Source organism: Dyadobacter crusticola DSM 16708, from assembly GCF_000701505.1.
In the GTDB taxonomy this organism is placed as follows: Bacteria; Bacteroidota; Bacteroidia; order Cytophagales; family Spirosomataceae; genus Dyadobacter; species Dyadobacter crusticola.
In genome coordinates this window covers 165026-187362 of sequence record NZ_KL370786.1, presented here as the reverse complement: position 1 = coordinate 187362, position 22337 = coordinate 165026, and the positions used below count along the sequence as shown (strand labels likewise).

The 22337-nt window shown below is 48.8% G+C and carries 19 protein-coding genes; 6 read left to right on the top strand and 13 right to left on the bottom strand.

Going from position 1 to position 22337, the window contains the following annotated elements; all coding sequences use genetic code 11:
• Window positions 1-193 precede the first annotated feature (193 nt).
• Window positions 194-1000 (top strand): tetratricopeptide repeat protein, encoded by an 807-nt coding sequence (locus tag Q369_RS0122780; protein WP_031530034.1) that lies wholly within the window; start codon window positions 194-196, stop codon window positions 998-1000.
• Here Q369_RS0122780 and Q369_RS0122775 read toward each other — a convergent pair whose 3' ends face one another.
• From Q369_RS0122775 to Q369_RS0122715, 12 genes are all read right to left on the bottom strand, one after another.
• Window positions 1001-2650 carry a hypothetical protein gene (locus Q369_RS0122775; protein ID WP_031530033.1) on the bottom strand — a complete coding sequence of 550 codons (1650 nt, stop codon included), beginning with the start codon at window positions 2648-2650 and terminating at the stop codon, window positions 1001-1003.
• Window positions 2651-2656: 6 nt separating this feature from the next.
• Window positions 2657-4882 (bottom strand): DUF4175 family protein, encoded by a 2226-nt coding sequence (locus Q369_RS0122770; RefSeq protein WP_031530032.1) that lies wholly within the window; start codon window positions 4880-4882, stop codon window positions 2657-2659.
• Window positions 4875-6080, bottom strand: coding sequence for a BatA domain-containing protein (locus tag Q369_RS0122765; protein WP_031530031.1), 1206 nt, complete (start codon window positions 6078-6080; stop codon window positions 4875-4877). The genes Q369_RS0122770 and Q369_RS0122765 overlap by 8 nt, the downstream gene beginning before the upstream one ends.
• Window positions 6080-6982, bottom strand: a complete 903-nt coding sequence (locus Q369_RS0122760; RefSeq protein WP_031530030.1) for a DUF58 domain-containing protein — start codon at window positions 6980-6982, stop codon at window positions 6080-6082. Before Q369_RS0122760 ends, Q369_RS0122765 begins: the two co-directional genes overlap by 1 nt.
• A gap of 22 nt (window positions 6983-7004) precedes the next feature.
• Window positions 7005-7988 carry an AAA family ATPase gene (locus Q369_RS0122755; RefSeq protein ID WP_031530029.1) on the bottom strand — a complete coding sequence of 328 codons (984 nt, stop codon included), beginning with the start codon at window positions 7986-7988 and terminating at the stop codon, window positions 7005-7007.
• An 83-nt stretch (window positions 7989-8071) separates the two neighbouring features.
• Window positions 8072-8689, bottom strand: coding sequence for a DUF4159 domain-containing protein (locus tag Q369_RS0122750; protein ID WP_031530028.1), 618 nt, complete (start codon window positions 8687-8689; stop codon window positions 8072-8074).
• Window positions 8690-8692: 3 nt separating this feature from the next.
• The gene (locus Q369_RS0122745) at window positions 8693-10030 is read right to left on the bottom strand and encodes a TldD/PmbA family protein (RefSeq protein ID WP_031530027.1); all 1338 of its coding nucleotides are present in this window, start codon (window positions 10028-10030) and stop codon (window positions 8693-8695) included.
• Window positions 10031-10335: 305 nt separating this feature from the next.
• Window positions 10336-11973, bottom strand: coding sequence for a TldD/PmbA family protein (locus Q369_RS0122740; RefSeq protein WP_031530026.1), 1638 nt, complete (start codon window positions 11971-11973; stop codon window positions 10336-10338).
• A 151-nt stretch (window positions 11974-12124) separates the two neighbouring features.
• The gene (locus tag Q369_RS0122735; RefSeq protein ID WP_031530025.1) at window positions 12125-13441 is read right to left on the bottom strand and encodes a TldD/PmbA family protein; all 1317 of its coding nucleotides are present in this window, start codon (window positions 13439-13441) and stop codon (window positions 12125-12127) included.
• Between the two features lie 114 nt (window positions 13442-13555).
• On the bottom strand, window positions 13556-15199 hold the full coding sequence (locus Q369_RS0122730) for a TldD/PmbA family protein (RefSeq protein WP_031530024.1): 1644 nt from the start codon (window positions 15197-15199) through the stop codon (window positions 13556-13558).
• 182 nt (window positions 15200-15381) lie between these two features.
• Window positions 15382-15735, bottom strand: coding sequence for a response regulator (locus tag Q369_RS0122720; RefSeq protein WP_031530023.1), 354 nt, complete (start codon window positions 15733-15735; stop codon window positions 15382-15384).
• 229 nt (window positions 15736-15964) lie between these two features.
• On the bottom strand, window positions 15965-16948 hold the full coding sequence (locus Q369_RS0122715; protein ID WP_031530022.1) for a TIGR03885 family FMN-dependent LLM class oxidoreductase: 984 nt from the start codon (window positions 16946-16948) through the stop codon (window positions 15965-15967).
• 220 nt (window positions 16949-17168) lie between these two features.
• Here Q369_RS0122715 and Q369_RS0122710 point away from each other — a divergent pair, with 220 nt between their 5' ends.
• The 5 genes from Q369_RS0122710 (at window position 17169) to Q369_RS28555 (ending at window position 22194) form a co-directional block, all read left to right on the top strand.
• The gene (locus Q369_RS0122710; RefSeq protein ID WP_031530021.1) at window positions 17169-18257 is read left to right on the top strand and encodes a sensor histidine kinase; all 1089 of its coding nucleotides are present in this window, start codon (window positions 17169-17171) and stop codon (window positions 18255-18257) included.
• Window positions 18254-19333 carry a sensor histidine kinase gene (locus Q369_RS0122705; protein ID WP_031530020.1) on the top strand — a complete coding sequence of 360 codons (1080 nt, stop codon included), beginning with the start codon at window positions 18254-18256 and terminating at the stop codon, window positions 19331-19333. Before Q369_RS0122710 ends, Q369_RS0122705 begins: the two co-directional genes overlap by 4 nt.
• A complete protein-coding gene (locus tag Q369_RS0122700) occupies window positions 19330-20157 on the top strand; it encodes a LytR/AlgR family response regulator transcription factor (RefSeq protein WP_031530019.1) in 828 nt (275 codons plus the stop codon). The genes Q369_RS0122705 and Q369_RS0122700 overlap by 4 nt, the downstream gene beginning before the upstream one ends.
• Window positions 20158-20223: 66 nt before the next feature.
• The gene (locus tag Q369_RS0122695) at window positions 20224-21483 is read left to right on the top strand and encodes an Hsp70 family protein (protein WP_031530018.1); all 1260 of its coding nucleotides are present in this window, start codon (window positions 20224-20226) and stop codon (window positions 21481-21483) included.
• Window positions 21484-21594: 111 nt separating this feature from the next.
• Window positions 21595-22194, top strand: coding sequence for an SRPBCC family protein (locus tag Q369_RS28555; protein WP_051664240.1), 600 nt, complete (start codon window positions 21595-21597; stop codon window positions 22192-22194).
• A gap of 1 nt (window position 22195) precedes the next feature.
• Here Q369_RS28555 and Q369_RS29730 read toward each other — a convergent pair whose 3' ends face one another.
• Window positions 22196-22324 carry a hypothetical protein gene (locus Q369_RS29730; protein ID WP_262485498.1) on the bottom strand — a complete coding sequence of 43 codons (129 nt, stop codon included), beginning with the start codon at window positions 22322-22324 and terminating at the stop codon, window positions 22196-22198.
• Between the last annotated feature and the right edge of the window lie 13 nt (window positions 22325-22337).

Below are 22337 nucleotides of genomic sequence, written 5' to 3'. Positions count from 1 at the left end.
GCATCTTGCAAAGTCTCTATTTTCTGCCAAACCTTCAATCTTTGATCTTCGTCATTTCCGAAGATCGATCTTTCAACAATTGCTTTAATGCAGCAAGGTTCATTCTGAGGGTAAATAGATAAATAGTGTGGTACTTGGCTAAAAACAACTCCTGTTTGGTTAACAAACAAACATTTTGATTACAATATATTTAATGAGAATATTAACTCTAATTCTGGCACATCTGCTAACCAATGCATTCGGGCAAAGTCAGCCTGATTGTGCTTCCGAAAGTTACCGGGACAGCCTCTTTGCGATCTATTCCCGGCGGGCCGATCTTTTCCCGATTGAGCACCCGGGCCGGGCGCAGACTTACGATACACTCATTTCCATTTGTCCGAACATCGCGGAAGCTTACCAGGAAAAGGCGCAGCATTATATGGTGCTCAGAGACTTTGACCGGCTGTTTGAGAATATGGACAAAGCTGTCGAGCTGGATACAAACCGCTGGCTCCCCTACCGCGGCTATCTGCATTGCATTCTGGCAGCTCATTATGAAAAAGCCATTTCCGATTTCCAGCAAGCCGAAAAGCGAATGCCCAATGCATTTACAATGGACCATTCCTTCTCTTTTTACCAAGCAATCGCCTGGATGGAGTTGGGTGATTTTGACAAAGCTGAAAGTTTCTTCCTAAAAGATATCGCTACGCAAAGGCGGGGCGAAGGCAAAAATGATATCCATTACAATACCTTGCTGTACTTCGGCCTCATGTACTACTTGTCCGGCGAGCTCGACAAGGCGCAGGCGCGTTTGAATGAATGTCTGCAATTATACGAGCAGCACCCTACCGCCAATTATTACATGGGGCTCACACTCAAAATAATGGGCAACAATCAGCAAGCTATATACTTCCAGAAATCCCGCCAGTATATGGAAGAAGGCTACCGGATCAACGAGCCAAATTCCTATTTCGCTCCCTATCCGCGCCAGGTAACCCTCGCTGATCTTGAAAGATTGTGATCAGGAGAACTTGTCCTCAATCCAAAGTGCAGCGAAGCAGATCACCAGCCAGAGATACCACGCCCATTCCGGCAATGCGTCTGTGGCGGCCTGAGAGGTCAATTTAGTTCCCCGCGAGTTGATGAGCTGGTTTTCATAAGCACTTACAAAATCCGATAAACGTTGCAATTGCGCTCCGTGAGCATCTTTTTGAATGAATACCTCGGCTGGGATCGAATCCTGCAATGCCACCCAGCCTGGCTGTGCAGGCATGAACTCGGCAGCACCTGCATTGGCATTAAATGGTGATTGGAGCGGAAAGAGGGAATCCTTGCCGAATGTTATGAGCCTGGGTAAAGCGGGAAAATTATTCAAACCCAAGCACGTTTTTACACCTTCCAAAATGGGCGCATCAACTTCCAGATTACGGAGCCCGGCCGGCTGTAAATGGGCCAGAATGGTACCCCATACTTTCCGAAAAGTGAGGGTATCACCTGCCAGCTGCATCGGAAAAGTTTCATTCAGCAAACTTACGCCCACTTTGCCCCCGCGTTTTTCAATCACGACCGGCATTCCAGGCACATTGATCTGATTGCCGGCAGAAACAAACTGGTAAGGCAATGCTTCCAGTCCTGGCAGCACCTTCACGGCGGGTTCATTGGAAATTTTACGCAGCTGAAAACGGGTACCGGCAGCTTCATTCATGCGCCGAATTTCGGCTTCGGGATCAGTTAACCCGATGAAAAGAACACTTGCTCCGCTAGCTAATGCTTTTTTTACAGCCGCAGCATTCGCATTGGCTGCATTGGTGACGATCAGGTCAGGCGCACTGGCCGCATTGATTTTAATGCTGGACCGCAGGTCTTTCGCGATCGCGACATCATAGATCACGGCGTGCCCACCTTTACCCAGCCACGCCGCCAGGTTACGACTTTCAAAATCGGGACTTTCGAGAATGAAGCGGACAGTTAACGGGCTGGCAGCCTGTGCAAAAAAGCGGAGCGTATCAGGGACCTGAGCGCCCAGGCTCAATGTCACCGAAGTCCTGCCTTCTGCAAAGGCCGGAAACCGCAGCTTAAACCCGTTTTCACCTTTGATCAAAATGGTACTGTCTAACGTATTCCCGCCAAATGCAACTTTCAGCACCTGCTTTTCAGACGATCTGATCCGACCGGACACTTCCTGCATTTCACCTTTGCGGAGTATCCCCTTCCATTTAAGATGCATGAATTCGTCGGGTGCGAAATATGGCAACCACCTGACAACAGGCTGCCTGGCCGACAGTTTTAAGCCGCTATACAAACCTTGCGGAAAACCATTCCCAACGAGCACCAGCGTATCTACATTGGCATGCTGCACCTCCTTCACCGATATTACCCCTGATTTTTGCAGACTGTCCTGCAAGTGACGCACGAATGCGGCCGGGACTTCATCGCCTGCAACAATACCGGTGGTCAGACTGGTTTTGAAAGTGAACTGCGGCTGTAAGACAAAGGCAACCACACTCAGCCAAAGAATGACATTCAGCAATATTTTGACACCTATTTTCCTGCCAACGTGGCCTCCGTTCCTGGAAGCGAGCAGCCACAAGATCGCGGGCAGCAGCACAATCGCTGCAGCCAGGGTTATCAGGCTTACTGTATCAGACCAGTCAAAATCAAAATGGATCATTCAAATTCAATTTGTCGGCTGCCGAAGTTTTTTCCAGAAGGCTTCTTCCAGCTTCTTGTCGGCTGCATAACCCTTTTTTCCCTGGATATATGGTTTGGCATATCTGTAAAGACCGGTTTTCAATGCTTCTTTCTCTGCTTGGGAGAGCTGCTTACCGCTCACCAGCTTTTGCAATGCGGCAAGAAGCGGCCAGTTTTGCAAGCCGCCGTAAAACGGCCCCTGCGAGATCAGCCGCTCGCTCAGCTCACTCCCAGCCAGCCGCAAACGGGCCTGGCTGTTTTTATCAACTTTGGTTTGGTCCAAAAAACCAAGCACTTCCGCTGCAAGCTGTGCAGTCAGTTTCTGGTCATAAAATTTTTCAGAGGTAAAATCCGCTGCTATTTCCTTCAACTCGCCCGTAAGCCGCTTTTCCTTTTCCTTGATCGGAGGCGGATCGTAGCCGCTCTTCTTCACATAAGTGCGTGCTTTTTGCTGTGCTGATTTCAGGTATTCCAATGCTTTATTTTCAAATGGTAATGCTTTTTCTGGCTCGTACATACGCAAATGCAGTTCCGATTGCCACATTTGTTCCAAAGCCATTTTCAGCAGGCTCCTGGTAGACTCCTCGTAAAAGGTATTCGTTTCAGCATCGTCGTGCGAGTGCGTATACTGCTCCATTAAAGCAGCCAGCGGGTCCTTTGATTCAGTAGGCGCGGATTTTCCATGCTCATGCCCATGATCGTGCCCGTGTTCACCGGCGTGCCCTTCGGCCTGGTGCTGCTCTGCGCCTTCTCCGGTCCCGTCCGAGTGGTGCGTAAATGCATCAATGATATTGCCTTCGGGAGCCTCGCCCGGGGAACCGCCGCCACCGATGTTAGTCTCAAATTCCTCTCCCAGGTACTGCCCGTAACGCAGCCTGAGCAGCTTCTGATCATACCCGATTTCGTTGGAGGCTGCATTGAATGATTTTTTATCCAATTTCTTTCTCTTAGCGGTCAGCTTTTCGGTATCAATAATAATCTGCCGCTGACTACGGAAATACTCGGGCATGATGTTGACCGCCATGGTTGCCAGCTCGGCTTCCTCAATCTGCGCGGTGTCTTTATAAACAACAAAATAGGTATCTGATTTGGTAAAATTCCCCTCAGGCAAACGGTTGTCGATCGCCGCCCAGTAATAGTAAAGTTCATCGCCGGGCGTGAAGTTAAGCTCATTCAGATTGATCGATTTCCGAACATTTGCTTCTTTGAACTGGCTCGGCGTCAACGGAAAGCGCATTTCCCGAAATTTCACATTCTCGCCCGATCCCCGCGCCACTGTCGCAACTATAAATGCCTGCCTTACCTGAAAATCATCCGAGATCCGGGCAGAAATGCTGAGTGTTTTGCTGTCTTTTAGTAAATGGTATTTGTACAACTCTTTTGAGACCGGCTCAATTTTCGGGGCCAGGTCCGGGATTGCGTCCAGCTTGTAAAAGTCGGATTGGTAAACCAGCGAATCTTTCCAGTAACCTTTGATAGAATACAAACCGGAGCCTGCAAGCCGGTCGGTGTATTGATAAGCAGTACCCTTTTTTACAAAACTGACTTCTTCTCCCCGCGCATTGGCCAGCCTCACAGTCAGGTTCTCAGCCCTGCTAAACTCAACTTGCCAATCCAGCTTTGAGCCGGTAATCGCCGAAACATTCAAATCCTCCGATTCGGTTTGGCGCAGTCCTGTGTAGGCAGGCGGATTAACATAAACTTTCGCACGCACCAGCGCAGGCGCACTTTCAGCCGTATTCGGCAGCCTTCGTTCATCAAGCGTTATATTTTGCTTTCCGGGTCCGGAATGCGAAGTCCATTGAGGATAAAGAAAATAAATGAGTGCAGTTACAGCGAGCAGGCCAAGGTAAGCCGCCATTCCTCTATATAATTCGGCGTAGGGAAAGGCGACCCGGTTCGTTGAAAGCCGCTCCAATTGCATTTGCTCCGCTATGTTCAATTCCTCTTTTTCGAGCAAATCCAGACTGTATTCCGTGCCGCCTGTATACCGATGAATCAGTGTTATGGCCCGGTGTCGCATATTTTCATAGAGCCTGTTTTGCCAGACAGCAAATGCAAAAACGAGTCCGGCAGCGAGTACAGAAAATCCGGTCGCAGCAAATGTAAAAGCCAGCAGAAAAGCAGATACTGCTAGCAGCGTACAGCGGATCAACCCGGCTGCATATAACTGGGCGGTGACTGAGCCGATCATTTTTTGTAAACTATGCATATCTGGAAAATGTAGCTTTACGCAATGTGAGCCACCTTTCTAACAGTGTTAGTAAAACAAACACGAGCAAGAGCCAGCGCCGCAGCTCGGCAGCGTCGCGAGTCTGCGGCGACTTCACTTCCTCAAATAATGCATTCATTTGCTGATTACTAATGGGCATGTTCTGATTATTCAACCTATAAAAAGATGAAAACACCTCCCCCAGCCACTCCGGCAGTCTTCCATTGTTAACCAGATCGGAAGCATTCAAAAGCAGCGAATCAGCAATATAAACTACGTTGTTCTGTTGCGGTAAGTCCCCTGTTTTTCCCGAGATTAGATAAAGCGTGATAGCGGCAGTCTTAGCAGGTTTTTGATCAGACAAAATCCAACTGTACACCTTGCCGGCTGTTGCTTTTTCGTCAATTTGAAATGGCAGGTCGTAAACCGCTGCCAGTGCCTGTACTGCTGCCGAAACGGTTCGCCTTTCTCTGGCATCTTTATAATTGATCAGGATTTCCAAAGCGCCGGAATGCGCCGGCTCAGCTGCGAAACGGAACGTTGTTGCTTCTTTTGGCACAACTTCCATGCGACCGCTTTTCGGATTGACATACATCCTCTTACCGTTATTCAGCTCCAAATAGCGAACAGGCTCCACAGCGGCTGAATCAAATAGCGAATAGAGGCGAAACTTACCTGGTACTGCAATTTTGGGCATACTCAAAAGCTGCTGATTGGCGGCTACATAAATGCTTGTGTGCCCCGTAGCCAGCTTGTTAATGCTTTTTTGAAGGTATAATGCGGGATTAGCCACATCAGGTATTTGGGAAATTGAGCTGAGCGGTTGCTGATCCGGACTGATCCACCCTACTTTCTCTCCTGCCTTCAATGCATTTTCAATCTCAAACCGGTAATTGTTTACAACGCTGGCGTCAGGCTGGACTAAATGTACGCGCTCTGTCGCAGGCTTGTTTTCCCACCAATGCAAAACCGGCTGACTGAGCAATAGTGTGAGCAGGATGATCAGCAAGCAACGGATGATCAGCAGCAGGATTTCATGGAGACGGATACCTCTGTGTTTCAGCGAACTTTCATCCACCAGCCAGCGCGATGCTGCCCAGGCAATTACCTCGCCCTTTTTTTGGTACCAGAAGTGGATCGCGATCGGCAGTGCTACTCCTGTGAGTCCCCACAGCATCCATGGTTGCAGCAATTCCATCAGCCTTTTCTTTTGGTTAAAAATGTTTTCAAAACCATTCCGATCGGGTCGCTTAACCGGGCTGTGATCAAATGCACATACGGGATCTGCAGATCGCTTTTAAGTTTTTCAAAATACGCCTGCGCCGACGCCACGAACTTGTCCCGTACCGACGCAGCGTCGAGCTCCAATTCCCTTCCGGTTTCCAGATCTTTAAACCTGTAAAAACCGCTTAATGTAAAGTCAACCTCCTGATCTCCCAAAATCTGAAAAATTACGATCTCATGATGCGGATTTGCCAGTGAACGTATCACTTGCATCCATTCCTCGTCGACCTGCAACAGGTCACTCACCAGAATAAGCTGTTCTTTTTTCTTCGATCGCAGCTCGGTCAATTTCCCCTCTTCCCCATCCTCCATCCTCCATTCTCCCCCAGCTTCCGCTTTTTCAAGCCCGACCAGCATCTTCTGAAAAGCCTGTTTGCCCGAGGCAGAAGAACCCGCCGCACATATCGTTTCCAAACTTCCGTTTTTCAATGCATACAAGCTCATCTGGTCATTTTGAATGTACCCCAGGTAAGCGAGCGAAGCCAGCAGAATTTGCGCATATTGAAGGCGGCTCACCCCATTTTCGGCATAGTTCATCGAGCCGGACAGATCGAGTAAAAAGCGTATTTGCCGGTCGCTTTCCGTGGAAGATTCACGGACCAGGTGTTTATCCGTTCTTGCAAAAAGCTTCCAGTCAATCCGCTTGGGATCGTCACCAGGCTGGTAATGCCGGTATTGTTCGAATTCAATGCCGATGCCGGAGCGTTTGCTGGCGTGAATACCCAGCATCAACTCCTCACTCACCAGCTTACCTGTAAGTTGGAGGTTTTTGAGCTTCACCAGATTCGATGCCAACAAGTTGCTTTGCTTCGCCATACCTGAATGTAAAAAAATGAGATCAGGGTTTGAGTGTGGCAAGCAAATCAGTGATCACCTGGTCGCTGGTGATATTTTCAGCTTCCGCGCGGAAGTTCATCGCAATGCGATGGCGGAAAACAGGATAAGAGAGCGTCTGAATATCTTCCGGGATCACCGCGAAACGTTCGTTCAGCACAGCCCGCGCTTTGGCACAAAGTACCAGCGCCTGCCCCGCCCGCGGACCAGCGCCCCAGTCGCACCATTCTTTCACGAATGCAGACGGACTTCCTTCGGGACGCGTGGCGCGGACCAGCTTATTGATCCACACGATCAGCTCTTCACTGATGTGCACCTGCCGCACCAGCTTCTGCAAATCGCGGATTTCGATATCAGAAAGAACCCGCTCTACCTGCGCACGCGCCGAGCCTGTTGTACCTTTCAGTACATCCAGTTCCTCCTGTTCATTGGGGTAATTCAGTTTGATATAAAGCAAAAAACGGTCAAGCTGCGCTTCCGGCAATGGGTAGGTACCCGCCTGTTCGATCGGGTTTTGCGTTGCAATGATCAGAAATGGATCGGGCATTTGATAACTCTCGCCTCCGTAAGTCACGCTTTTCTCCTGCATGGCTTCGAGCAATGCAGCCTGCGTTTTGGGCGGGGTGCGGTTGATCTCATCCGCAAGTACCACATTGGCAAATATCGGCCCGCGATTAAATTTGAAGAACTTTTTACCGGTATCATGGTCCTCTTCCAGGATCTCGGTGCCGACGATATCGCCGGGCATCAGGTCGGGTGTGAACTGAATCCGCTTGAAGCTCATGTGCAGCGCCTCCGACATTGTTTTAACCATCAAAGTCTTCGCCAGCCCCGGCACGCCTTCCAGCAAACAATGCCCCGATGCAAGCAGCGAAATCAATATCTCATCAATAGCCTCCCGCTGCCCGACAATCACCTTCGCAATTTCCTTTTTCAGGAGCGGAAGCTTGGAAACGAGTGATTTATAGTATTCTGGTGATGTGTTCAATTTTGAATGACTGAATGAGTGAATGACTGAATGTGTGAATATTGTTGTCCTGCTGAGCGCAGTCGAAGCACCCCTTTCCTCCATCAAACTCCCAACGCATACATCACAATATTCACCCCGAACCGCGTATTATCCACAGCAAGGAAACGCTTGTTGCGGAAATCGTAGTCCCATTCACAGCCGTAATCCTTATTGCTGTACAAAACGCCGATGCGACCGTTGATCGTAATTGCTTTGAGATAATCGTGGACCAGGTCGTCGCCCCAGCCGTTGAGTTCGAAAGATGTAGTTGGAGGACCGTCTTCGAATTTGAAGAAGGAAGAATATATCGGATGGTTGTTCGAGATCTTCTGTAAAGCTTTCGGACCAAAAGTGCGCTCCATTTCCTGCTCAAAGGATTTGGCAAACAGCCCGTCGATATCGTGGTTACAATCGTCGACGAAAACAAAACCGCCGTTTTGAACATAAGTCCGAAAATGGTCACGCTCCTGCTTCGAAAACTCTACCAATTTATGTCCGCTCAAATAGCAGAATGGGCTCTTGAAAAGCTCGTTACTGCTCAGTTGCACTACTTTTTCTTTCTCGTCAACCGGGATGGTGGTGTACTCGACCAGCGAATGCAGCAGATTGGAAGGCATTCGCTGATCGGTATCCCAGTTACCCGAAGTGTATTGGATTCGTGTGAAAAAGAAAGGCTTCAATACTTAAACCGCGTCGGATAGTGATGAAAATGTAAACTCCCTGATTTTCATAGGCGGAATCAGATAGTTACGGTCTGACTCCGTACTGACTACCCGCTCTGCTTTTCCTAATGTTTCCAGATTGTTCAGCATGATAACCGGACTCTCGTTAAAACGGAAATTCTTGATCGGGTGCTTAATAACGCCGTTTTCAATGTAAAAAGTACCGTCGCGCGTCAGGCCGGTTTGAAGCAAAGTCTGCGGATCCACTTCCCGGATATACCAGAGCTTGGTCACCAGAATTCCCTGTTTCGTCGACTTAATCATTTCCTCCAAGGTGGCTGTACCGCCTTCCATGATCACATTCGTAGGGAATGGAACAGGCTTAACATTGTTTTTCTGTGCCCAATACCTTGAATAAAACATGTTTTTCACCACACCTTTTTCAATCAGGCTCATTTTGTTGATCGGCTGGCCGTCTCCTGACCAGGGTGACGAAGGCAATTCCGCATTGGCAGGATCTGTGTAAATGTTAACCCGCTCATCGACGATCTTTTCTCCCAGCTTGGTTTTTCCGCCCGGCTTACTCAGGAATGACCGGCCTTCATCCGCACTGCGGGCATCCATCGCGAAGAAGATGTTTTCGAGTAAAACCACCGCCGCTGTTGGTTCCAGGATAACGGTGTACTTACCAGGCTCTAACGCTTTGGCTCCCACAGAACCTTTTGATTTAAGGATCGCTATCCTCGTTGCTGCCGCTGTATCCAGCTTTTTCGCATCGCTATAACCACGCGCTACATAGCCCGAGCCTGTTCCGTCCGGTGTGCGAACGGTGAGTGAAAAGTTGATATTAGTGCTGGGGTAATACGCAAACAGCCCTTTCGAGTTCATCATGGCGCGGTAACCTTTCTGGTTTTCAAGAAAACCGGCCGCCGTCAAATTCTCAGCGCGGGTCAGTTCCAGGCTTTTTGCAACTGCATCGGCCCTGAACTCAGGATTAATGGCAGCAGTTGATTCGAAAAAGCCATTTGATTTTCCGTAAGTTTGAGGTTCGAGCACGCCCACATACTCCGGATTTTCAGGCGCGAGCTGCGCGAGTTCTTCGGACCTTTTCACACACTTTTCAATTGCCTCGTCGCTGAATTCATCCACAGTGGCAACACCCACTTTTTTCCCGAATGCGGATTGAACTTCCAGGTTCTGGTTAGTCAACGCGCCGCTGGTCGACACTTCATTACGGGCATACCGCAGGTTACCCCGCTCCTCACCCATTATATTGATTTCGCATTCATCTGCTTTGGAATATTTCAAAACCTTTTGCAGCAACGCCTTTGCTTCTGCTTCTGTTAATATGGTGGCCATGGGCTTTGTTGGGTTTGGGGGAGATTCAATTTTGAATGATTGAATGAGTGAATGGTTGAATGAGTGAATATTTTAATTAGTGAATGAGCGAATTAGTGAATGAGTGAATTTTCAATTTTGAATGAATGAATCGTAAATGACCTAACGCGTACAAAAACATAGAATATTCATGGTAAACTATTCAGTCATCAGTCATTCTGTCATTTTTTTTACTCATTCATTCACTAATTCACTAACTCACTCATTCACTCATTTGAAATTCATTCATTCATTTGAAATTCATTCATTCATTCATTCATTCAACATTAAATCTTCCTAGCTGTATTAATCACATTAACTCCATTAAAACGCGTGGTGGAACTTCCGTGGGAGACGGCGCTGGATTGTGAGGGCTGGCCTTTTCCGTCGAAGAAAGATCCGCCTAGCCGGTAGTCCTTTTCGTCACAAACCTGCACGCATGAATTCCAGAACTCCTGCGTGTTGGACTGGTATGCTACGTCTTTCAGCATTCCTACAATCTTACCATCCTTAATTTCATAGAACAGCTGTCCGCCAAACTGGAAGTTATAACGCTGCTGATCAATGGAGAAAGATCCGTCACCGATGATGTAAATGCCTTTTTTGACATCCTTGATCATCTCGTCCACCGACAAAGGCGTTTTGCCTGCCGCCAGTGAAACGTTTGGCATTCGCTGGAACTGCACCGAACTCCAGCTATCCGCATAGCAGCAGCCGTGTGATTCTTTCTCACCAATAATATGCGCCTGATCGCGCGTCGCCTGGTAGTTGACGAGTATACCATCTTTGACCAGGTCCCATTTCTTGGTATTCACACCTTCATCATCCCAACCTACTGCACCCAGTGAGCCCACCTGTAACTTATCGGCAATGAGGTTCACCTGCTTGCTGCCGTATTGAAAATTCTTGGATTGCCATTTATCAAGCGTCGCAAAAGAAGTCCCGGCGAAATTGGCCTCATATCCAAGCACGCGGTCGAGTTCCAGCGGGTGGCCTACGGACTCGTGAATGGTTAGCCATAAATGCGACGGATCTAGGATCAGGTCGTACTTACCAGCTTCCACTGACTTGGCTGTGAGTTTCTCCTTGGCTTGTCTTGCGGCGGCGGTAGCATCTTCGAGCATATCGTAGCCCATATTATAGCGGGTAGTAATGCCGGTTATCTTGTCAGCCGGATTTGACTGCAGGTAATCGTAACCCATTCCCATTGGTGCGCTGAGCGCATTCCGGGTTTCAAACTTGCCCGATTTGGGATCGATGGCAGTAATATTGAAGATCGGCCAGATCCGGTGTACATCCTGATCAATGTAGGAGCCGTCGGTTGACGCAAAATATTTTTGTTCGTTTACCAGGAAAAGTACAGAGTTAACATAGTTCGCCCCATTCTTCATCGCTGCGTCATTGACGGAAAGCAGCAGATCAACTTTCTCTTTAATAGGCACTTCAAAGCCGTTTTTCTTGATCGGCGCTTTCCAGCTTACTTCACCAAAACCTTTCTGAGGGGCCAATTGCACGGGCTCTTTCATCAATTTGGAATTGGCTTTCGCAATAGCAACGGCGTCTTCGGCTGCTTTCGCCATCTGGGCTTCACTATTCACATCCACTACCGCGGCAAATCCCCAGCATCCATTTGCAATCACACGCACGCCAACTCCATACGATTCCGTGTTGACAATGTTTTGCACCTTTTCCTCCCGGGTAACAACAAATTGGTTGAGGTAGCGACCGATCCGCACGTCCGCATAAGAGGCGCCTTTGGCTTTGGCTGCATTCAGCGCCGCATCGGCCAGCCGCTTTTTAACTGCCACGTCGGCACCTGGTTCGAGGAATGCTTCCGGGGAAACAACTTTGCTCATTGCCAGGCCAGGTAACATGAACGCTCCGGTCCCCAGCCCAGCCAGTTGAATGAAATCTCGTCTTTTCAAAGTATGTAGATGTTTGCTAATAGTGGCTTGATTTGAATGATCAGGGTAAAACCCAATTCATAAGTTAATGAACCGGGCTACCTGAATCAAAAGTCTTGTTATGTGTGGCAGATTTTATACGTAAATGGTTTTGCCCGCGAAAACCTGCGTACTAAACCGCGTCTGAAAGGCTGGTAAATGTAAAATCGCGGATTTTAAGCGGCGGCACGAGGCTTCCGCTTGCACGTACCGGCTTGCCGATCGCTTCCACGTTATTGAGCATGATAACCGGGCTTTCATTGAAACGGAAGTTTTTAACCGGGTACTTGATCTGCCCGTTTTCGATGTAAAAAGTACCGTCGCGGGTCAGTCCCGTATAAAGCAATGTCTGCGGGTCCACCGCACGAATATACCAGAAGCGCGTAACCAGAATACCTTTTTCGGTCCCCTTGATCAGATCGGCAACAGACTCATTGCCTCCCTGAAAAATGAAGCCGCCCGCGGGCGGTACAGCTTTCACACCTTGCTTCTCAGCCCAGAAACGCGAGTAGGACATATTCTTCACAACGCCATTTTCAACCCAAACCACTTTCTCCTGCGCCCTTCCGTCACCCAGGTAAGTAGGCCCGGGGATTTCGGCATTCATGGGATCGGAATAAATGGTTATTCTTTCGTCAAAAAGCTTTTCGCCGAGCCGGGTACCTCCGCCTTTTTTACCCAAAAAGCTCCTGCCTTCATCCGCACTGCGGGCATCCATACTCCGCATCATATTCAGCAGCAAGTCGGCGCCGGCAATTGGTTCGAGGATCACGGTGTATTTGCCTGGTTCCAAGGCTTTGGTATTGGTCGAAGCGAGTGCTTTTTGCATTGCAATCTCCGTAGCAGCCAATGTATTCAGCTTCGATACATCATTGAAATCGCGCGAGACGTAGCCGGAGCCCTTTCCGTCTGCTGTGCGGACGGTTATGGAGAAATCAACGGATGTGCTTTTGTTGTAACCAAACAATCCTTTGTTGTTACCCATTGCTGAAAACCCGGCGCTATCTTCCATATACCCTGCTGCCGTCAGGTTCTTTTTCACGCAGGGATCAATGCTATTGAATGCAGCCTGAGCGCGGAAATCTGGATCGATTGCTGCGGTACTATCTGCAAATGCCTTGCTTTCCGGAAAGTCCCTGGCACCCAGCATCGGCATATACTCCGGATTTTCAGGAGCCAGCCGCGCGATTTCCTCTGCCCGCCGCACTGTTTTTTCCAGTGATGCATCGTCGAACTCATTGATAGTCGACGTACCCGATTTTTTCCCAAAAACGGACGTTACCGACAATGAAAGATCTGTCGTTTCACCGCTCGTTGATACCGAGTTCCGCGCATAACGGATATTCCCGGTCCGGTTACCCGACAATCCCACACTGACTTCATCAGCCTTCGAAAACGCCAGGACTTTATCTATGATTTTCTTTGCTTCTTCTTTTGATAAAATTGCCACGATTTATTCAATTTTGAATGATTGAATGATTGAATGAGTGAAAAAGTGAATGAGTGAATGTAAGATGTCAATTTCCCTTTCCTCCTTCCTCCCATTCCTCCTTTCTCCCTTCCCTTATATCTTCCTTCCCGTATTAATCACATTCACCCCGTCAAAGCGTGTTGTTGAGCTGCCGTGGGAGACGGCGCTTACCTGGCCGGGTTGGCCTTTTCCGTCGAAAAAGGAGCCGAATGTGCGGTAGTCGTCTTTGTCACAGAGTTGTGAGCAGGAATTCCAGAACTCCTGAGTATTGGACTGATAAGCCACGTCGTCGAGCATTCCGGTGATTTCCCCGTTTTTGATCTCATAAAACACCTGACCGCCAAATTGGAAGTTATAACGCTGCTGATCAATGGAATAAGAACCGCGGCCGATAATGTAAATGCCTTTCTCAACACCCTTGATCATATCAAGTACACTGCGCTTTTCTGTGCCCGGTTTGAGGGAAATATTCGGCATTCGCTGAAACTGTACCGAAGACCAGTTATCCGCATAGCAGCAGCCGTGAGATTCTTTTTCACCGATAATTTTCACCTGATCACGGATCGCCTGATAGTTTACCAGGATACCATCTTTGATAATATCCCATTCCTTGCAAGGCACACCTTCGTCGTCGTAGCCCACTGCGCCCAATGTATGCGGCTGTGTTTTGTCTGCCACGATATTGACCAGTTTGCTTCCGTAAGCAAAGTTCTTCGACTGCCATTTGTCCAGCGTAGCGAAGCTCGTTCCTGCATAATTGGCTTCGTAACCGAGTACCCGGTCGAGTTCGGTCGGGTGCCCTACAGATTCGTGTATTGTCAGGCCCAGGTGATTCGGATCGAGTACGAGGTCGTATTTTCCGGGCTGAACTGTTTTGGCGGTAATTTTTTCCTTTGCCTGTTTAGCTGCTACAATTGCGTCTTCGACCATATCGTAGGAATTGCGGTAGCCTACCATCCCATTCGGGCCGGCGATTTTCTCGGATGCAATTCCGTCGAGGTACTCGTATCCCATTCCCATTGGCGAGCTGATCGCATCCCGGGTTTTGAACTTACCTGCCGCTTTATCGGTGACGGTTACTGTGAAAGTAGGCCACACGCGGTGGATATCCTGATCAATAAAGGAGCCGTCGGATGAAGCGAAATACTTCTGTTCATTTACAAAAAAGAGGTTGGAAGTAACAAAGCTGGCGCCGTTTTCAAGCGCTTTGCCATTTACATTCATCAGCAAATCGATCTTCTCGCGGACGGGAATCTCGAATGCATTCTTGACAATTGGCGTTTTCCAGGTTTTGTCCCCTACCCCTTTCTGAGGGGCAAGCTCCACAGGCTCTTTCTGAAACTTGGAATTGGCCTTTGCAATGGCGACGGCAGTAGCGGCGCATTTGGCGATACCGTCGGCAGTAACATCGCTTGTTGCTGAGAAACCCCAGGTTCCGTTCGCAATCACGCGGATCCCGATCCCGTAAGATTCAGCATTGACGATATTCTGTACCTGCTTTTCTCGTGTAAAAACGTATTGCTGCAGGTAGCGGCCGATACGGACATCTGTATAGGTAGCCCCCTTACTTTTCGCTGCATTCAATGCTACTTCTGTCAGCTTCTTTTTGGAGGCCGCGTCCATCCACGGATCGAGCAAGTGCGCTTCCGAAACGGGGTTGCCGATGACAGGTACCTGGGACAGCATCATAGCGCCCAATCCCATACCTGACATTTGCATGAAATCTCTTCTTTTCATTTGATAATGTTTGGCCTTTCGGAAAAAAGATGAAGGATAATTTCGCCTGAGAATGGCTTCACAATGTACTCAATATATTTTTCCAACAAATATTGCTCTGGCAATTTTTTGCAGCTGGAAGTATTTCAATGCAGTTGCGCCTCACGCGGGATCGCGGGAGGTACGGAGGGAAATAACCTGTATCAGGAAGCTGGCGAGACGATCAGGTCGCGGAGCTGCTGTTCATCCCAGGGTTTATTAATGTAGGTGTGGAAATAACCCTTGCCTGCTGCGGCTTTGAACTCATCCGTGTAGGCATTCCCTGTTAACAATACACGCACAGCCTCGGGGTACTTGTCTGACGCCATTCTCAGAAATTCGAGCCCGGTCATTTCCGGCATCTGATGGTCGGCGAAAATCACGTCGATTTTCTTCTCGTCCAATATTTCCAATCCTTGCTCGGTAGTTTCGGCCAGGTAAATTTCAGCGTCGCGCCTGAATGTAGCTTTGAAGGAATTCAGATTATTGACTTCATGATCAATGTAAAGTATGCTCATAGGCACCTGGCTAATAGATGTAATTTTCAGGGCACAAAATTCAGAATTAATTCCGTTGTAACACAGCTTTTGGCCTTGTATTAGAAAAAATCTGTCAGCCATCCCACTAAAATAATCTATCTCCCCGGAATTTTTATATATCTGCCTAATAATCAATTAAGTTCGCGACATACTAGTTATTAAACGGTAAGCAATTTCATTAAAAAAGGCCGCTTTCGCGGCCTCCAACTTACAAGCTTGCTACTGCCAGCCCGGGCAAAACGTATTTGCCGAATACCTCAATGAATTCAGCCTGGTTCCGGCCGACATTATGGACCATGATCTGCTCAAACCCGATTTCCTCCAAGCTCTGCAAATGGGCAATGTGCGCTTCGGGATCAGTAGAAATGAAAAGGTGCTGCTCCATGTCTTCCGGTCGCATATCCCTCGTCGCATTCTCAAAATCGTCGACCGTCCTAAAATTTGCGCACTTCTCGGGGGAAACCGTGTTGGTCCGCCACTGTTCGAATGCATTTTGGGTCGCTTCTTCCATAGTGCGCGCCCAGCTTACATGCACCTGAGCATACTTGGGCTTGTCGGCCCCGCCGCCTTCGTTGAATGCAGCCACCACTTCCCGCAACTGCTCTTTCGAGTGATTAACGGTCACAAGCCCGTCTGCCCATTCGCCCATCCAGCGCGCGGTCTTAGGTGTAAGCGCAGCTCCGAAGATCCGGGGAGTTTGTTCCGGCAGCGACCAGATTTTCGCCTGGTCGGCGTAATGGTACCCCTCCCTGCTGGTCACAGTTTCGCCTCGCCAAAGCGCACGGATCATCGTCGCAGCTTCCTGCAAACGTGCGTTCCGCTCTTCTTTTGAAGGCCAGTCAGGGGACAGCACCGCCTCATTCAAGGCTTCGCCACTACCCAGCGCGATCCATTGGTACCTGTTCGGAAACATATCTGCAAGCGTCGCCACAGCCTGAGCAACCATCACAGGATGGAACCTTGCGCCGCCTGGTATCACAAGCGAACCGAAAGGGATCTCGCCCGTCGCCTGCAAAGCGCCGCCAAGCCATGACCAAAGATGTCCTGAATGTCCCTGATCGTGGCTCCACGGATTGAGGTGATCGGAACACATCGCCGACTTAAACCCGCTCGCCTCTGCCAATTGCACCAGGTTCAATAATTCAGCAGGTGAAAACTGCTCATGTGAAGCGTGATAGCCAATTACTGCCATAATGGTTGATATTTAGGATAAGATTGTTAAGACAAAAGGATTCCGGTGCCGCGGTTTACAAATTTTATGCCTGCGGTGAGCAGATACACCGACCTTACCGGGAGCAGTTGCATTTGAAAGTGTAAATCTGACAATTGAATGATGAATATCGACTGTTTGAAGGAGTGGTGTTCACTCTGAGCTAAATGCAGTTTAGTTTTGTAATTACATCCAGAACCCCATGACCACCGGCAGTATCCTCTCTTCCATTCATTACGCAGACTCGATCCGGCGAAACCGTGTCAGCCTGACTTTGATGGTGCTGATACTTGCCGCAGCAGTACCGCTTGCAGGAAATCTGATCTGGGGCCCGGATTACTTTGCCGACCTGAAAATCCTGCTGGGCGGCAGCCTGCTGAACCTGCTCTTTTTCCTGGCTGCATTGTTGATCAACAGGAAATTTTCACCGGCCATTGCCAAAATATATCCCGAACCCGGCCAGTCTGTACGCAGGGTACTCTCCTGGTTTGTGCTGTTTGCAGCAGTAAGTGCTACCGCATTTCTATTAGCCATGATGATATACAGCCAGACGCATTTGTTTGGTTACCGGTTCAACCTGACCCACACGCTTTGGGCTGTGTTCGCAATCGGGAGTGGCTCGCTGACGGCGGCAGGGCTGACCGAGCTTATTTTTGCATTCAGTCAGTGGAAAAATGACTTACAGGAGCTGAACGAGATGGAGCAAAGACAGTTACAGGCGGAACTGGATACTGTAAAACAACAGGTAAACCCGCATTTTCTCTTCAATTGCCTCAATTCATTGTCGGTACTGATCTCGGAAGCGCCCTCCACAGCTGAGAAATTTGTCGATGAAATGTCAAAGGTATACAGGTACCTGCTCAGCGTGTACGGGCCTGACAAGGAAGATGATCTCGTATCTCTGGATGCTGAGCTGCGATTTATCCGGTCTTACATTTATCTGCTTGAAACACGCTACGAGAGCGGGATCAGGTTTGTAGTGGAAGTGGCGGATATATACCTGAGCGGACAAATTGCGCCATTGAGCTTGCAGGTACTGGTCGACAATGCAGTGCGCCACAACATCATTTCTCCTGACGCGCCATTGCAGATCTGCATTAAAACAACCCCAACGGGGCAACTGGAAGTAACGAACAACCTGCAAAAGCGGGTAGTGAGCATGTCATTCACGGAGGCAGGTCTTTCCAGGCTGATCTCACGATACAAATTGCTATTCAACCAGGCAGGCACAATCCAGGTGAAGGAAGAACCTGCGCGCTTCACAGTCATTTTGCCATTGATTTACACATGATCGCATCGCTGCAATTCAACAATATCGGTCGGCTGATCTGGCTGAGCCTTTTTGGCAGGTGGATGTTTGCACTGCTGGTCCCCTGGTTTGTACCCACGATCAGCTACCTGCTTATTGGAGAGCCATATTTTGCAAGCCTTTCCAATTTTATACTGGGCACCTGCATGATTTTCGTGATGACCACGCTGGCATTTATCCCGCACGACTGGGCGGCGCAGTATCTTGCCAGAAAGTACCCGGCCCTGCAATCGTCTCTCAAACGCGGATTTCTGACCGCAGTTGCTTTCTGGATACTTACAGGGGTATATGTAACTGTTTACGCCATTTTCATCATTCGGTACCGCCCCGTCGACGCGGAGCTGGATGCAGAAAAAATGGTCAATGTGTATTTGTTTGAATTTATATCGGTCATTGTGCTTACCCTGCTTTATGAAGGTAACTATTCGCTCAAAAGATGGAAAGAAATTAAGGTAAATAAGGAGCAGATCAAAAAGGCGGGCATGCAGGGACAGCTGCAAAGTCTGAAAAGCCAGGTAAATCCGCACTTTTTGTTCAACAGTCTGAATACCCTTTCCGCATTGATTACCGACGAGCCAAAGCGGGCGGAACAGTTTGTGGACGAAATGGCGCAGGTTTACAGGTATCTTCTGCAAAACAACCAAAGCGAGCTGACGACACTCGCAACAGAGCTCAAATTCATCCGTTCGTATTTCCATTTATTAAAAACGCGGTACGACCAGGGGCTGGACCTGCTGATCCGGGTGGATCAGGCTGATCTCGACAAGTTCATTCCGCCGCTTACTTTACAGTTGCTCGTAGAGAATGCTGTGAAGCACAATGCAATTTTGGAACAAACTCCCCTGCTTATAGAAATTACGTCGATGGGCAACGATTGGCTGCAAGTGTGTAACAATGTTGTCACAAAATCCACACCGGTAAAATCGACAAAGCTGGGGCTCGCCAATATTTTTGCCAAATACAACCTCCTTTCTGAAAAACAGCCGGTAATAGATGCAGCCGCTGCACATTTCAAAGTATTCCTGCCATTACTTGCCGAAAAACCTGATAACCAATGAACGTATTAATTGTTGAAGACGAGAAGCTAGCTGTACGCAAACTGACCAAATTACTGGAAGAAACTGCGCCCGAAATGATCATTAAGGCAGTCACACCGAGCATTGCAGCGACCGTAGAATGGGTGAAGACAAACCGGGAAAATGGGGAAAGTGAGCCTGACCTGATCTTTATGGACATAGAGCTGGCGGACGGACAAAGCTTCGAGATCTTCAACCGCGTATCCATTCAAAGTACCGTCATATTCACTACATCTTACGATGAATATGCTTTGCAGGCATTCAAGGTCAACAGCATCGACTATCTGCTGAAACCTGTGCAGCAGGAGGATTTGCAGCGCAGTATCCGCAAGTTTTACGACCTCACGGGAATGCACAAAAACCAATCCCGGGTAGAAGCATCGGCAGAGTCTCAGCCGCATTCAGCGTTATCGGCCAGTCTTGAAAATATTTTAAAAACATTGCAGATCCAGCAGCCGGCTGTCGAGTACCGCAAGCGGTTTCTGGTGAAACAAGGCGGCAGGCTGCTCTCCATTGAAGTATCAGAGATTGCGTTCTTTTTTACCGAAGAAAGTATCAGTTTTTTCAAAAATCATCAGGGGCAAAAATTTGTGGTGGATTACAGAATGGACGAGATCGAGCAGTTCCTCGACCCGGCACACTTTTTCCGGATTAATCGCGGCATCATCGTCACGCACAATGCAGTAACGCAGATCCAGCCCTACTATAACAACCGGCTGGCGCTTACATTGAAGCCCGGTTTCGAGAAGGAAGTGATCGTCAGCAGGGAAAAATCCAATGATTTCCGTAAATGGATGGGAAAATAAAAGAATGCGTATTGACATAGAAAAACCGCTAAATAATCAGAAATTGCGCGCCCAATTTTTGAAAAAATGACAACTCCTGTTTTTTGCGGCATAGATTTCGGCACTTCCAATTCAAGTCTGGCGATAGCAACCCAATCCGACGTTTTCCTGATCCCGGTTGAAAACAATCACAACACCATTCCCAGCGCGATGTTCTTTGCAAGAAAGGACAATGCGGCATTCTTTGGTCGGCAAGCTACCGAGCGCTTTCTTTCCCGACAGCCAGGTCGCCTGATGCGAAGTTTGAAAAGGGTACTGGGCACCCCGGCAATGCGGCAGGGAACGATGGTCAATGGAGAGCTGATGAAGTTTGATCAGATCATTGCTGCCTTTTTGCAACAGATGAAAGCAAAGGCGGAAGCCGACTGCGGCACCGAGCTGCGCCACGTGGTAATGGGCCGGCCCGTGCATTTTATCGATAATGACCCGGCCGCCGACCAGCGCGCAGAAAACGAGCTGAAAGCCGTGGCAATGAGCATTGGTTTTGAGCAGGTAGGTTTCCAATATGAACCGATCGCCGCCGCATTCGCGCATGAAGCAAAGGTTTCGGGCGAAAAACTGGCGATGGTCGTAGATCTGGGCGGTGGAACATCGGACTTTACGGTAATCCGCCTGTCGCGCGAAAACGCCAGAAAACACGATCGTGACAGTGATATCCTGGCCAATACCGGCGTAAGGCTGGGTGGAAATGATTTTGACAAAGACCTGAGCCTGGCTGAAATGATGCCCGAGCTGGGTTTCCGGTCGCGGTATGGCGCTAAAAACCTCGAAGTACCCTCCTACCACTATTTTGATCTTTCGGAATGGAGCAAGGTCAACTTCCTTTACACGAACAAGACCATTTTTCAAGCCAAACAATTGCTGCGGGAAACCCACGATCCGGTACGCTACGGCAGGCTGATCAATGTACTCGAACAGGAAACCGGCCACGCAGTACTGGCTGAAACTGAGAAGATCAAAATCGGACTCGCCGGCAAAGAGAGCTACGCTGCAACCCTGGGTTTTATAGACGAAGACCTGCGCATTCAGGTCGACAGGGAAAACTTCAACATTGCCATCAATACAAAAGCTGAGCGCATTGTGGCAGCGGCGCGGGAATGCCTGCTGGCTGCCGGTATCACAGCCGAGGCGATCGGACTGGTGATCATGACGGGCGGCTCCACCGAAATTCCGCTTATTCAGCAGCAGTTCCGGAAGCTGTTTCCCACAGCTGAATGGTCCGAAGAAAACAAGCTGTCCAGCGTGGGACTTGGCCTCGCCTATGACGCCCGCAACCGCTACTCTTGATATTCAGCTACATTACCCGACATTTACCTGAATCGGCCAGCCAAGGCACAATTATTATAAAGAGACGGTGCATACACTGGCTTCAATAATCAACAAACTAAATTCAGGAAAATGGAAACGGGTCAAAAAACACATGTAATTGAAATAGAGCGGCAGTTTGATACTGATGTAGAAACGCTTTTCAAAGCCTGGACTGAGGCTGAACATCTGAAACAATGGTGGAAACCAATGGGTAACCAGCTGGTGGACGTCAAAAATGAGCTGAAAGAAGGCGGCTCGGTTGAGTACAACGTCGGAAACGCGGGCTTACAAATCACCGGGACTTACAGTGAGGTGGTACCTAATGAAAAGCTGGTATACTCCTGGATCTGGAATTTGAACGACGAAGGTTCTGAAAACGGGTATACATTAAACATTACGTTTTCGGCGGAAGGCGAAGGCAGCAAGCTGAACGTAGTACAGGAAGGATTTAAGGGCGAAGAATTCCTTAAGACACACGAAGACGGCTGGGAAAAAGGACTGGATTCACTGAGCTCATACCTTTCTTCTGGCGGCTCAAACGAAGAAGGGACAACTTCCCAGTCAGGCGACTCGGGCCAGCGCCCGGAAGAGCGTGACAACCTGAAAAACGGCGACCAGATGAACGACCGCTCCGGCGGGTACAACGAAGCGCCTGAACAAGTAAAGGTTGGCGGCGCAGAGCCTGAGTAATTTACACATATTGCACATACACGAAAGCCACACAGACGCGGATATCCCCCGTTCCTGTGTGGCTTTCGGCTATATACCACAAGCTGAATGCATTATACTGTGAATTAGCGATAAATTGGAGCTGTCCCATTTACCCGCAACTG

Bases quoted from the DNA above. Each gene is read 5' to 3' on its own strand.
- Q369_RS0122700 (WP_031530019.1), top strand. From the start codon at position 19,330: ATGAACGTATTAATTGTTGAAGACGAGAAGCTAGCTGTACGCAAACTG.
- Q369_RS0122780 (WP_031530034.1), top strand. From the start codon at position 194: ATGAGAATATTAACTCTAATTCTGGCACATCTGCTAACCAATGCATTC.
- Q369_RS28555 (WP_051664240.1), top strand. From the start codon at position 21,595: ATGGAAACGGGTCAAAAAACACATGTAATTGAAATAGAGCGGCAGTTT.
- Q369_RS0122775 (WP_031530033.1), bottom strand. From the start codon at position 2,650: ATGATCCATTTTGATTTTGACTGGTCTGATACAGTAAGCCTGATAACC.
- Q369_RS0122705 (WP_031530020.1), top strand. From the start codon at position 18,254: ATGATCGCATCGCTGCAATTCAACAATATCGGTCGGCTGATCTGGCTG.
- Q369_RS0122745 (WP_031530027.1), bottom strand. From the start codon at position 10,030: ATGGCCACCATATTAACAGAAGCAGAAGCAAAGGCGTTGCTGCAAAAG.
- Q369_RS0122720 (WP_031530023.1), bottom strand. From the start codon at position 15,735: ATGAGCATACTTTACATTGATCATGAAGTCAATAATCTGAATTCCTTC.
- Q369_RS0122770 (WP_031530032.1), bottom strand. From the start codon at position 4,882: ATGCATAGTTTACAAAAAATGATCGGCTCAGTCACCGCCCAGTTATAT.
- Q369_RS29730 (WP_262485498.1), bottom strand. From the start codon at position 22,324: ATGGGACAGCTCCAATTTATCGCTAATTCACAGTATAATGCATTCAGC.
- Q369_RS0122695 (WP_031530018.1), top strand. From the start codon at position 20,224: ATGACAACTCCTGTTTTTTGCGGCATAGATTTCGGCACTTCCAATTCA.
- Q369_RS0122730 (WP_031530024.1), bottom strand. From the start codon at position 15,199: ATGAAAAGAAGAGATTTCATGCAAATGTCAGGTATGGGATTGGGCGCT.
- Q369_RS0122715 (WP_031530022.1), bottom strand. From the start codon at position 16,948: ATGGCAGTAATTGGCTATCACGCTTCACATGAGCAGTTTTCACCTGCT.
- Q369_RS0122760 (WP_031530030.1), bottom strand. From the start codon at position 6,982: ATGGCGAAGCAAAGCAACTTGTTGGCATCGAATCTGGTGAAGCTCAAA.
- Q369_RS0122765 (WP_031530031.1), bottom strand. From the start codon at position 6,080: ATGGAATTGCTGCAACCATGGATGCTGTGGGGACTCACAGGAGTAGCA.
- Q369_RS0122710 (WP_031530021.1), top strand. From the start codon at position 17,169: ATGACCACCGGCAGTATCCTCTCTTCCATTCATTACGCAGACTCGATC.